The organism is Oceanospirillum beijerinckii DSM 7166, assembly GCF_000422425.1.
Taxonomy (GTDB): Bacteria; Pseudomonadota; Gammaproteobacteria; order Pseudomonadales; family Halomonadaceae; genus Oceanospirillum; species Oceanospirillum beijerinckii.
Genome location: NZ_KE383832.1, coordinates 115,416 through 128,118, shown reverse-complemented (window position 1 = coordinate 128,118; position 12,703 = coordinate 115,416). Strand labels below are relative to the sequence as shown.

The following is a 12,703-nucleotide window of genomic DNA, read 5'->3' as shown; positions in this document are numbered from 1 at the left end:
ACTTTGGTTTTAAACTTGCTTTTGTCGACATCACGCAGCCAGCAGCAGTCAAGTTTAGCTTTACTAATATCAATACCTATATAATGCATCTCTCATTTACCTTGTATATGCAGCATCACTGAAAACAGGTGCCTGGATACCATTCAATGTATGAGAACAATGAGAGTCTGGGCGTTTATCTACATTACAGCGTCAAACACTAAGGTCGGAACCAACATCACCGGACTCTACAGGTCATCAAGGTAGCTAACCCTGATTTCCGGAGAGATACAAGGTCGGAAAAGCCGCAAGGCGCCTTCCGACAATCATCAAATACCAGAGAAAGTATCGGATGGCGCTTCGCTGATCCAACCAACTCAGATATCAGGAAACTTATCGGGAATGGTATCAGCGATAGAAACAGCAAGCGTTGCGAGCTGCCCCTATACCTCACTCGCCTGGCGATAAGCGGCCAGAAACTCTTGCGGTAAACGACAGGCTTTGCCGTTGCTCATACGGGTGCAAACATAATGGCTATAGGCCCGAAACAGCGTCTTGCGATCACTTAAGCGTTGCAGCTGAAAGCAGCGAAATACGCTTAAGCGATCAAACTTAACCAGCCAGGTGGCCATCACCAGTGCATCGTCTTTGTATGCCGGAGCCAGATAATCCAGCTCATGGCGATGCACGACCAAGGCACGATCCAACTGCTGATACAGTTCCAGACTTAAACCCAGCTGACACACATGGGCCCAACCGGTTTGCTGTAACCAATCCAGATAGACACCGTTATTCACATGACCGTAGTGGTCAATCTCGTGGTTCTGCACCTGAATCGGCAGGACAAACGGTTGCTGTTGAACCGCCTCTGAGAAGCGCTCTGGCAAAGACCAGAGCAGATCATCGGGCAGCTCAATGGTACTGACGGGATCAGAGGTTAACCAACTGGCGGTCACTGTCGTGTTTCTCTAACCTAATAACAAGCAAGATACGTTGCTTTAGGTCGGAAAAGCCGTAGGCACCTTCCGACCATAGCCTGGCATCTGAATCAATGTCGGATGGCGCTTCGCTTATCCAACCTACCTCAATATCCAGAAATTTATCGGGATAAACTATTAGTCGCGATAAACACGCACAATCAGTGACTTCAGATAAGCGGTTTCCACAATCGTTGGATGCACCGGGTGATCCGCCCCCTGATGGCCCTGCTCCAGAATCTGTGCCTGACGGTCGATATGACGAGCCGAACCGCGCACGACATCGATCAGACGATCATAGGCCAGGTGCATAGAGCAGGATGCGGAGATCAGAATGGCATCCTTTTCTAACAAACGCATCGCCAGCTGGTTGATACGCTTATAAGCCTGTTCACCGTTTTTGATATCTTTGCGGCGTTTGATAAAGGCCGGTGGGTCCAGCACGATCACATCAAACTTCTCGCCTTCCTGCACCAGCTGTTTCAGAGCCTCAAAGGCATCGCCCTGCATGGTGCCCACTTTATCGGCGACACCGTTCAGCTCAGCATTCTTTTCGACTTCATCCAGCGCAGTGGCAGACGCATCGACACACAGTACAGACTCAGCTCCTGCCGCCGCAGCCTGAACGCCCCAGCCACCGACATAGCTGAACAGATCCAGCACTTTTTTACCCTTGCAGTATTCCTGCATACGGGCACGGTTCATACGGTGATCGTAGAACCAACCGGTTTTCTGGCCGGTCAGCACAGGCACGTGGAACTTCACACCGTTCTCTTCCAGGAAAACACCTTCTGCTGGCAGCTCACCACGAGCCACACGGGTTTCCTCTTCCAGACCTTCCAGCTTGCGCATACCGCCGTCGTTACGCAGTACAATTGCCTGTGGCTTCAGCACCTTCTCCAGCGCATCCAGAATATCCTCTTCCAGCACCTGCATACCAGCGGTATTCAGCTGTACCGATAGCACATCACCAAAACGATCCACCACCAGACCCGGCAGCTGATCGCTTTCACCGTAAACCAAACGGTAGTGAGGGGTTGGGAACACACGTTCACGCAGACCCAGAGCGATCTTGATACGATGCACCAGCAGCGACTTATCCAGCAGCTGATCCGGGGTCTGGCTGATCATACGACCACAGATCAGGGTGGTCGGATTCAGATACGCCGTACCTAAAACCTTACCGTTCGACGCCTGCACCTGTACTTGCTGACCCGCACTGTACTGACGCAGTGGTGAAGTCTTGGTATCCACTTCATTGCTGTAGATCCATAAGTGACCGGCCTTGATTCGGCGGTCGGCATTTTTGTTCAGACGTAAGCTGGCCAGTGTCATCGAAGTTCTCTCAGAAGCTGTGAATTGTCGGTTCAGAAGTGCTGTCAGTATAGCGACTAACCGCAGAAAAGGCGGGCATTATAGCTCTATGCAAATAAATAATGACAGTGATGAGTGAAGATATCAGTAGCAATCCCAAAAAAACGCTTGGGATCTATTACAATCAAAGAAAAAATAAATAAAAATTACTTTAAAAACAATCACATAAGTTCAATTGCTTAAAATATCAAGCTTCAGAGTCAAGCAACAGTCAAGCAAAATTCAGTCATCGTTTTATGCCCACCATGGCACATAGCGCATTGACTTAGTTCCTGCATTTTCATCGTACGGCTTAATTCTCCCTGCCTCAATAGCCAACTTTATGATTCGGCTTACCATTGCGCTATTCTTCGTCTCAATACCAAAGCGCTCACGTAGAGATGTGTTATTCATTGGCTGCCGATTTAAGTAGCGTAATATACTATGCAAGTAAGCCGCTCGAATGCGCTCCTCACTATCCATATCTTTAAAGTCGCGGTGAGCGAATAACACCGCTCGAGTATGATCTTGGTAAGTCTCAAAGATTGGAGCTGGCAACTGATAAATTTCTGTCTGAGCGACAACTTTATCAATACCACTACCGCGCTCTTCACAAATATTGGCACGTCGCATTAATGAAGCAAGCCCTTCATTCCTGCTACGAGGAGGTGAATCTAGAAAGCGATCAACGTCAACTAATGGAATCCCCGGATTTGTAATTTCCATTCGATCTGAAAAGATTTCAATCATCGGCCCTGTGCCAGAAATATTAAAATCCTGATGGATGATAGCATTCGCTACAAGTTCACGAATCGCAAGATCGGGATACATGGTTGTTTGACGCCTAAAGGCCTTACCTATTTCTTCATTAGATGGTAAAAGTGCACTGAGATAATCGATAAGTCCTTCAAAGCCAACAGCGTACCCTTTGCGTCCTTCTATCTCCCGAATTGTTTGGTAACGGTTATTGCCATCATACAAAATGAGACGAACAGCTTTGCGTGATAACTGCCGGAACGGAGTAAGATCTCGAGCAAATAAAATAGCGCCTAAATTAGTGATATTCCAAAGGCCAAGCGAGTTTTTCTCAATCAAGCGATCTAACTCTAAGCTATCAAGTATACCCCTACGCCCTTCAGGCAATGGCTGCTTCATCAATTCAAAATATGACGGGTAGTCAAGCAATTCTAGAACTTTGTCCTCTGGAATACTCTCAATTGCAAACTGATACTCATAAGGTTTGCGGTCAAATACTCGCCATAATGCCCTCTCTTTTTCTGGGTGTTTGCCGAGAGGTTTTTTGTATGAGCCTATACGAATAAACTCAGTCCCATCAAAACGGACTGGAGTATGATTTGCAGCTTGGATTTCTAAGATGACAACAGCAATTTGATCCGGCGAATTAAATTCATGAAAACAGAAATCAATTTTTGGTTCTAATTTCTGTAACAACCAACTCTCCAGCTCCTGCTGTTTGTGCATCGCCTGTGTTGGCTTAAAATTAGTGCCTATAGCCTGATGAGTTTTATCCTCTATCCCCCACACTAAATACGCATACGGCTTACCTTGCAAAGCTGCTGCATTTGCTAATGCTGAAATATACTCGCCTAAATCTTCAGGCTTAATGGCATTATGTTTAAATTCAGCCCACGGTGTTTCCTGTGGAAGCGCTTGTAATTCTTTTAACAAAGAGAGCAGGTGATCCAGAGGATGGCTATGATTCAAGGTAAAATTCCTAGTGGATGAACAAATAGCTTCAACTCAATTATATCGGTAACGATCTGTAAACCAAGTCATAGGCAAGAGTGTCCTCGTATAGGGCAATTAAACGATATGCAGATGATAAGCCTTGGCATCCATCAATAGATCCAGCTCAGCGATATCCTTGGGGTCAATCCGGCAGATCCAGGCGCGATCATAGGGATCATCATTGAGCAGTTCGGGATGCTCCTCCAGCTTATCATTAATCGCGATCACCTCGCCCGAAACCGGCGCGTACACCTCCGCAGCACTTGAAACCGATTCCACAATACAGATCTGCATACCCGGAGTAAGCTTGTCCCATAGCTTTGGGTGCTCCACAAAAACGATATCTCCCAGCTCCTGCTGAGCGAAGTCCGTCAGGCCCACCAAAATCGTGCCATCACTCTCCAGCCTGGCCCATTGATGGGTGGCGGAATACTTCAATTGCTCTGGAATATGCATGATCTGCTCCTGGCCGTATATCTGACTTTCAGGATAGCAAACAACTTACCGAACCAACGGCTAACGGGACATATTCAAACGCAATAGTTGGCTAAGCGGAGCGCCATCCAACACGGACGCCGCTACCGGATGATTGTCGGAGAGCGCCTTGCAACTTTTCCAACCAACAACAATTTATCGGATTCAGTATAACGGTGAAGATAACAATCAGAGCCTCTTATAAAACCAGAGGCCCTGAAAACAGCCGATGACAGCTGGCTTAGATACCGACCTAAGCCCCTGATTTATCCACAAACTTAGCCGCTTTACGCTCAGACAGTGCCGCAAAACGAGTGGACTCTTCATCAGAAGCAAACGCCTTGTTCGGTAGCCACAGATAGTTAGCACCACGATACATCAGAAAACCCGAACCCGTACGCACTACCTTAGTCACCGAAGACCAGTCAAAAGCCCCCTCAGACTGACCTTCCGTTTGTGCATTGATCTGCTCATCGGTAATGCTCAGGCTGATCTCTTTATCCTTCTGGTCACTGCTGTTAAAACGGCGACGCAGCAGATTCTTATGCATGCGCTTACGGAAACCAAACCAATAGACCGCCAACACAAACGCCATACTGTCTGCCGGTTGGAAACCACGCTGCATCATCATATACAGACTGAGTACGATCAAAACACCTACCACAACGGCCACGATTTTATCTTTGCTATCACCGCCACCAAAACGACCGTGCTGATCCGCCGCTTCCAGATACTCTTGTTCCGACCAGTGGTAAGACACTTCAATTGCAGACATGCATTTCTCCGCTTGTTTTAACAAAACCTATTGCTTTAGAGCCTTTCAAATACCGATACAGGGTCAAACACTGAACACCGTTAACGGCTGACGTTTACCCTTCATCATGATCTCGCGCTGGCTGACCACACGATCTGGAACAACCTCATCAAAGACCGGAGCCGAAACCAGAAGTTCCCCGCCCCCGGCATTACCACACAGCCTTTTGGCCGTATTCACCGTATCCCCGATAATATCGTAACTGCGTAGTTTCTGACCGCCAATCAGACCTTCAACCAACTCGCCGTAGTGTATGCCAGCGCCCGCATTCAGGCCATAGGGCGACAGAATTTGTTCCAGCTCGATTCTTAACCCTCTACCCGCCCAAAACGCCGACGATGGATCAGAAAAGACCGCCATAATCTCATCCCCGGTATGCTTCACCTTGATCGCCCCGTAACGATCCAGCACAGGCTCGGCTGCGGCAAAACAGGCATTCAGCATTTCAACCACCTGCTCGGGTGTTTGCTGCTCACTCCAGGCCGTAAAACCCCGCACATCCATAAACAACACCGCCCGCTGCCGACGGCTTAAGCTCAGCGCCTTGGTATCATCCACCGCCTTATCCAGCAACTCTTTACCCAACAACCATTCAGAATACAGCCTTAACTGCGCCATCGTCGCTTTCAGCCGGACCAGATATCTCTGCGCCTGCCAGTCACTCAACCCAACCACCAGCCCCAACAGCAAGATCACCAGCGCGACAAACTGATGACTGTCTTCCGCCAGGAAAATACCGATTGAATTGATCTCAGGTTTCTCATGCCATTCAAAAATGCCATACATCACCAACAGAATAGAGGTTCTGGACAAGTGCTCCGCCAACAACAGATAAAGGTGAGCGCGTAAAGGAAAGTGCAAGCGTAATTGCTGCAAAACACCCACGCTTAAAGCCAGCAACCAGTAAGCCTGATGATGAGGCGCCTGCCAGAACAGCATCCCCTCCAGAGACCACTCAATCGCACTGTAAATAGCCGGGCCAATCAGATTACCCAGCAAAGGCTGCGGCTTACCCTGATACTGCCGACTCCCCAACCACCAAGCCTGAACCACACAGGCCAGAGTGATGATATAGAAGTCCACCTCCATCAGATAACCCCAGACACCCTCCAACAGCATCTCCAGAATAATATTAACCAGAGGAAAATGGATGCTATTGGTCAGCAGCTCCAACACAATCGCCTGCCCCAACCCGCCCCTGATACGCTGATCGACCGTTCTTTCTGCAAACTTACTATCCGACACCTCAAAACCTCCCTGCGATGATATATCCAGATATTATGCAGGGTTTTAGCTTAAGGGGAGCTTAAGGAACGAAGTTAGATCACAGCCAAAGATCAATGATCACAACCAAAGCCCTCACCGCAAATGAATTATTCTTGTGGTTAACAAATCTCCTGAGAAATGCTAACCAAGGGCCATAGATACGAACGAAGGAATGCCCTATTCAGGGCAGCTACTATTACGTTGAGCAGGGAAAATGGTTAACACTTTTCTAGAATTTTGTTAACTAGCCAAAAAGCATCGCTATTATTAGACGGATACATTAGATTTATGGGAAATGGAGCTTGAATGAAAAGTATGATTTCTTCGATTACAGATAATGTCAGAGCAAGACTGAAAACCCCCCTTATTGGTGCGTTTATTTTTTCTTGGGTAGCGATACACGTTAAAGGAGTCAGTGTTTTTCTCCTTGTTGATACGCAAACGAAGATAGAGATACTGCGTAACAAGGATTGGTTGCTTTGGGGGGATGTTATTTTTCCACTGATACTTTCCGTTGCTTACCTTATTGTTCTGCCTCTTGTAAATTTACTATATGACCGCTTCGAGAGTGGCTGGCTAACTCCACAGAGGTTAGCCATCTCTAGAAATAAAACAGTGGCTCAAGTTCGAGCTGAGACCGACTATATAAGGGACTTTGAATACAATAATTTGTCCGCACTGATTAATGGTAAAAAGGAATTGTCAGAGGCGGTAGATAAACTATCCGATGTGGTCGAAGAGTTTGGCAACAACTTAACCAAAGATAACGAAGAGAAATTTTAGAAATTACAAGACATAGCTCAAGAGTTAGACCGTGTGGTGTCAGTTTTAAAGTCTTCAGATCTAGCCTCCGAAGATAAAGATCGAAGGTCAAATTAATCGTGATCGTGGCTTTTCCTTTGCAGGCGTGTTAACACTTCTTAGTAAAGTGTTAACCCGTTTCCAGAGCGTATACCAAACCAGATAAGCTGTAGGTTGGAAAAGCCGCAAGGCGCCTTCCGACAATCATCCGGTATCGGAGCCAGTGTCGGATGGCGCTTCGCTTATCCGACCTACCCCAATATCAAGAAACTTCTCAGTAATTCTATTACGCGTTGTCCAAAAGCTACGCCAAATGCACCTTAGCTGCTTCCGGCAAGCCACCGCGTTCACCCAATGCCTGTCGCAATAGCTGTTTTTTCACCACGGGGGTCTGGTTGACCAGATTCATGCCGACATTGCATATCCAACGTACACCCACAGGTACTGGGCCATAGATACGCTTAAAGCTTTCCATCAGCGCCATCATTTTCAGGTTATCCGGCATGCTGCGGCGTTAATACTTACCCAGAGTTTGTTCGATAGAACTTTTTGGACATCCTTGAATTTACACTGCACACACGATAGCACACCCATGAAAATCGTGCTTTGATCATGAAAGCAATAAAACAAGAAGTCGCAATTAAATTATTTTGTATCATTACAGCCACCGCACTTCCTGTCGCCATACAAAGCTCAAAAAATTATTCCAACATATTAAAAACCAGCTCTTCCAGCATAAAACATAGGTTATATCACTCATCGCGACAGGATTTTTCAAGACAAACAAATACACATACAAAACAATCATGACACCACTCTTCTTAAAACGAATAAGACACATATAGCCGCCTAAAAAAAAGCAACAAAAACAGCTTGATAAGCTGTATTACGGCACTTAGATTATTCCTCGTGAATCTATCGCATGGACTATGGAATACTGTTTTTTATTTAAGGAAATAAAATGGCTCATAGAACCCTATCTAATTACGACGACTATTTTGTATCAACAATTGACCCTAATCCTGGTGAAACAGCAAATGCAATTTTTGCCAAAAGTGGCGATGATGTTGTTTATGGTAATGGTTACGTCGATTACATCTATGGTGGAAACGGCAGTGATTACCTAAACGGTGAAGGGAATGATGATATTCTCCTCGGTGAGTCTGGAAATGATATCCTAGAAGGAGGACTGGGAGATGATCTACTTCTAGGCGGATCGGGTCATGATCAACTATACGGTGGAGAAGGACTTGATCGACTATGGGGCGGCACCGGGAATGACCTCTACTATGCAGATACCCAATATCTTGATGTTGATATTATCAATGATGATAAATCCCCTACAGGGCAAACAGGCTACGGTGGTGGGTATGATGCAGTGAAGTTCTTTGATCTGACATTCCAAGGAACTGGAATCTTCTACGAGCAGCGTGGTGATGATCTGTTCTTAGGTGAGAGTACTCTATCACGCGGTGTGATTGTAGAAGACTTTTACAAGGGTGGCGACAATGTTGTTGAGGTTCTGATTGATGCTACAGGCGTACAGCAGGATCTCACATTCCTTTTGGGATAAGTAGAGATAAGAAGCTTGCTTCCCATTGAAGCGAGCTTCTTTGAGCTGTCATCTCAATCAATAAATCCTAACTTCTTAGCTTGCAGATATGACTCTCGCAAAACAGCATATTCTCTTTCAATAAACTCGGAATACTTCTTGCCACTAAAAATCTCATGAGCCTCCGCATTTGTAGGCCCTTGGCCTCTTTCAAAAATTTCCACACTGATACCTGGGTACTTTGATTGCAGATAGCTAATCCTCTCGGACATCCCGTTCCCTAGCACCATGCCAATTGAGTTACGTGTGGTTGATTGTCCATCATAATTAACCATACCAACCACTTCGCCCTTTAGCCGTAAAATTGCACCAACATCTCTTTCTTTCCCTTCTGCGACCACATGTTGTCGCCATTCATCAGGGTCACGAGCAAAAACAAAAACCTCCTTTGGATCCTTAAACTCCACAAGCTCTTTTGGCGGATGAAGCTTTACAGTCTCCAAGTTAAATACTCCGCTTTTCGACGTCGGCATCGGAGAGGCGGTCATAGCTGAATTAATAGTTGTCATACTTTCCCCCTTGAGTTCTATCAATTAAAAAAGCAACAAACAGGCCAAATTAAAACATTTACACTGTATATTTATAATTCGAATAGGTACCTTCCTTATATGTCGCAAGCCAGATAAATAATCATTCAATTTTTATATGAGAAAATCGGCTTATTCAAAGCTGTAAGGCCTTCTCACATATTTCAAGAACAATCAGCTGATATCATCGCTAAAAATATCCAACAACATAAGAGACAGTATATACCGTGAGGGAAAACTCAAAATAGTTGGGTATGAATTATTAAAGCGGCGAAATAAATAGAAAAGCGGCAAACTTTACCTACCTCTCTCAAGAGCCTTTTACCTAAGGCCCTTGAGGGGGGCAAATCATTTGAATAGTGATGAGGGCGATATAGTGATACCAAACATTACGCCAGATGCACTTTAGCGGCTTCCGGTAAACCAGCGCGCTCACCCAGTGCTTGACGCAATAGCTGCTTTTTCACCATAGGGGTCTGGTTGACCAGATTCATGCCGACATTACGTATCCAGCGTACACCCACAGGTACGGGGCCGTAGATACGCTTAAAGCTTTCCATCAGGGCCATCATTTTCAGGTTATCTGGCATACGGCGGCGTTGGTATTTACCCAGGGTTTGTTCGATACCCAGGGGTTGCTGGCGTTGCCAGGCGTTGGCCAGTTCTTCGACCAGTGTGGCGGCATCCAATAGGCCGAGGTTAACGCCCTGTCCCGCCAGTGGATGGATGGTATGGGCGGCGTCACCGGCCAGTACTAAACCCGGTTTCCAGTAAGTTTTGGCGTGGCGCTGGCGCAGTGGGAAGGAGAAGCGGGGGTCACAGCTGATCACTTTGCCCAAGCGGTGTTCAAATGCGAGGCTGAGTTCGGCGCAGAAATCTTCATCTGACAGGGCAGATAAACGCGCGGCTTCATCCGGTGTGGTGGACCAGACAATGGAGCAGTAGCGATCATCACCGTTAAAGGTGATCGGCAGCAAGGCGAGTGGACCTGTCGGCATAAAGCGCTGCCAGCAGGTGCCTTGATGGGGTTGTTCCAGTTTGATGGTGGTGACGATGGCATCATGGCCGTAGTCCCATTCACGGGTTTCAAATCCGCCCCATTCCCGCAGTTTGGAGCGGGCACCATCGGTGGCGACAATCAGCTGGGCGCTCAGTTGGGTTCCGTCCGCCAGCATGACGCTACGCTCAACGCCGTATTCATCTTTAAAGGCTTCGGTAATACCGACCAGTTGCGCACCGCGAATGACTTCCACATCGGTTTGTTCCAGCTGCTGATGCAGGGCATTCAAGGTGACGCTGTTTTCAACGATATGACCGATATTTTCGGCGTGGATATCATCACAGCTGAATTCGATATGACCAGTGCCATCCGCTTCCCATACCTTCATCTGCTGATAAGGGGTGACGCGCATTTGAGTCATGCCCGGCCAGGCGTTGAGGGATTGCAGAAAAGCGAGCGAGGCTTCGGTCAGGGCACTGACGCGGGGATCAACCTGCTCCGGCTGCCAGGGTACGGTCCATTCAGCCGCTTCCAGTACCGCGATACGCATACCGCTATCAGCCAGACCGCAAGCGATTGCGGTGCCGACCATGCCCCCCCCGACAATAATCAGGTCGTAATGATTGACCCGGCGCTCTTCTGTCATAGTTCTGTCTCGTATTCTGAATGTCTGTCGATAATATGTTGTGCGGGTTGCCGGTAAAACCGGCTATTTGCCCTGAATCGGCTTAAGCCGTACCGCCTGACCGCCCAGGCCCATCGCCTGACGGGCAAACCAGCGTTTGGCGGGTTTCAGTTGATCCAGCAGCATCAGCCCACCCGCTCTCAGGTGGCCCAGCATAGGATTATGATTGGCAAACAGGCGAATCAAGCCGTCGCTAAAGCCAATCACGGTATCCTGATCACTCTGGCGGCGATCCAGATACTCCTGCAGTACGGTCAAATCCGCAATAGAGCGCTGCTGTTGAGCCGCTTGATCCAATACCGCAGCCAGTTCAGCCACGCCTCTTAAGGCCAGGTTATAGCCCTGACCCGCGACGGGGTGCATATAGTGGGCGGCATTGCCCAATACCACTAAACCGGGACGCACCTGCTCAGATGCCCGCACCAGATTGAGTGGATACTGATAACGCTGGCCGACACGCTCGACACCGCCTAAGCGATAACCAAACAGCTTGTGCAGACGCTGGGCAAATTCATCATCATCCAGCGCCATCACCTCATCCACCTGCTCACTGGGTACGGTCCAGACCAGAGCGATATCGTTACTTTGTGGTAGAGGGAGCCAAGCCATCGGACCTTCAGGGGTGAAACGTTCAAAGGCTTTATTTTGATGGGGTTCTGACATCGTCAGGTTGCACACTAGGGCATGCTGATCGTAAGGGCGTACCTGATCGGCAATCTGCAGCTTTTCTTTCAGGCCGGATTGGCCGCCATCGGCCAGCACCACCAGCTTGGCGTGCAGTGTTTTTTCTGCGCCCCGTTCATCGCTCAGTTGCAGGGTATGTTGTTCAGCGCCAACACTGAAACCGGTCACCTTAAACGGGCATAGCCAGCTGACATGCTGCGCCTGTTTTACGCCCTGCAGCAGCACACGCCCTAACCCTTGATTGGGCGCGACATAACCCAGCGCTTCGACATTATGATCACTGGCCGCCAAACGGGTGGCGCCCAGATGACCTTTATCGGAGACATGAATATGTTTGATCGCTGCCGCATGAGGGGCGAGATCAGACCAGAGCCCCATCTGCTGATAGATCTGACGGGCGCCCCAGGAAAGCGCAGTCGAGCGAGCATCATAGCTGGGCTGAAACGGGATATCCTGCTCACTGTCTTCCGGCATGGGCACCGCTTCAATCACCGCGATAGACCAGTGATGATCCCGGGCAAATCCTTCTAAGGCACAGGCCAGACTGGCCCCCACTAAACCACCGCCTATGATGGCAATATCGTACTGTTCCGCACTCATGCAGTTGTGATCTCTATTCTGTCTCAGGTTTATCAGTCTGTATCGCCAGTCTGGTTTACGGTTGTTATTTTGCGGCTGCTATTGCACGTCTATGAGTCATCAATCCCCAGATAAGTGACTGTAGGTTGGAAAAGCCGTAGCCGCCTTCCAACAATATGCAGATATCCAGCCCTGTGTCGGAT

Annotated in this window: 12 protein-coding genes; 2 read left to right on the top strand and 10 right to left on the bottom strand. The window is 48.0% G+C overall.

The genetic code is table 11. The features are described 5' to 3' along the window. Window positions 1-422: 422 nt before the first annotated feature. The 6 genes from H579_RS0122730 to H579_RS0122705 form a co-directional block, all read right to left on the bottom strand. Complete coding sequence (locus H579_RS0122730) at window positions 423-935, bottom strand: acyl-CoA thioesterase (protein WP_342662809.1); 513 nt, start codon at window positions 933-935, stop codon at window positions 423-425. A gap of 159 nt (window positions 936-1,094) precedes the next feature. Next, window positions 1,095-2,291: a class I SAM-dependent rRNA methyltransferase gene (locus H579_RS0122725; protein ID WP_028302563.1), complete on the bottom strand. Its 1,197-nt coding sequence runs from the start codon at window positions 2,289-2,291 to the stop codon at window positions 1,095-1,097. A gap of 273 nt (window positions 2,292-2,564) precedes the next feature. After that, window positions 2,565-4,034, bottom strand: a complete 1,470-nt coding sequence (locus H579_RS0122720; protein WP_028302562.1) for an ATP-binding protein — start codon at window positions 4,032-4,034, stop codon at window positions 2,565-2,567. 99 nt (window positions 4,035-4,133) lie between these two features. Beyond that, window positions 4,134-4,514, bottom strand: a complete 381-nt coding sequence (gene gcvH, locus H579_RS0122715) for a glycine cleavage system protein GcvH (protein WP_036567251.1) — start codon at window positions 4,512-4,514, stop codon at window positions 4,134-4,136. A 271-nt stretch (window positions 4,515-4,785) separates the two neighbouring features. Next, complete coding sequence (locus H579_RS0122710) at window positions 4,786-5,307, bottom strand: YcxB family protein (protein WP_028302560.1); 522 nt, start codon at window positions 5,305-5,307, stop codon at window positions 4,786-4,788. A gap of 63 nt (window positions 5,308-5,370) precedes the next feature. Then, window positions 5,371-6,591: an adenylate/guanylate cyclase domain-containing protein gene (locus H579_RS0122705; RefSeq protein WP_051228248.1), complete on the bottom strand. Its 1,221-nt coding sequence runs from the start codon at window positions 6,589-6,591 to the stop codon at window positions 5,371-5,373. A gap of 327 nt (window positions 6,592-6,918) precedes the next feature. On the opposite strand from H579_RS0122705, the gene H579_RS0122700 reads away from it, so the two are divergent. Continuing rightward, a complete protein-coding gene (locus H579_RS0122700) occupies window positions 6,919-7,395 on the top strand; it encodes a hypothetical protein (protein ID WP_028302558.1) in 477 nt (158 codons plus the stop codon). A 322-nt stretch (window positions 7,396-7,717) separates the two neighbouring features. Here H579_RS0122700 and H579_RS0122695 read toward each other — a convergent pair whose 3' ends face one another. Beyond that, window positions 7,718-7,918 carry a hypothetical protein gene (locus H579_RS0122695; protein WP_028302557.1) on the bottom strand — a complete coding sequence of 67 codons (201 nt, stop codon included), beginning with the start codon at window positions 7,916-7,918 and terminating at the stop codon, window positions 7,718-7,720. A gap of 456 nt (window positions 7,919-8,374) precedes the next feature. Here H579_RS0122695 and H579_RS28305 point away from each other — a divergent pair, with 456 nt between their 5' ends. Then, window positions 8,375-8,986: a calcium-binding protein gene (locus tag H579_RS28305; RefSeq protein ID WP_051228246.1), complete on the top strand. Its 612-nt coding sequence runs from the start codon at window positions 8,375-8,377 to the stop codon at window positions 8,984-8,986. A 53-nt stretch (window positions 8,987-9,039) separates the two neighbouring features. On the opposite strand, the gene H579_RS0122685 is transcribed toward H579_RS28305, so the two are convergent. From H579_RS0122685 to ubiH, 3 genes are all read right to left on the bottom strand, one after another. Next, window positions 9,040-9,534 carry a hypothetical protein gene (locus H579_RS0122685; protein WP_028302556.1) on the bottom strand — a complete coding sequence of 165 codons (495 nt, stop codon included), beginning with the start codon at window positions 9,532-9,534 and terminating at the stop codon, window positions 9,040-9,042. A gap of 407 nt (window positions 9,535-9,941) precedes the next feature. Beyond that, window positions 9,942-11,198: an FAD-dependent monooxygenase gene (locus tag H579_RS0122680; protein ID WP_028302555.1), complete on the bottom strand. Its 1,257-nt coding sequence runs from the start codon at window positions 11,196-11,198 to the stop codon at window positions 9,942-9,944. Window positions 11,199-11,261: 63 nt separating this feature from the next. Then, a complete protein-coding gene (gene ubiH, locus H579_RS0122675; protein WP_028302554.1) occupies window positions 11,262-12,521 on the bottom strand; it encodes a 2-octaprenyl-6-methoxyphenyl hydroxylase in 1,260 nt (419 codons plus the stop codon). Window positions 12,522-12,703: the final 182 nt, after the last annotated feature.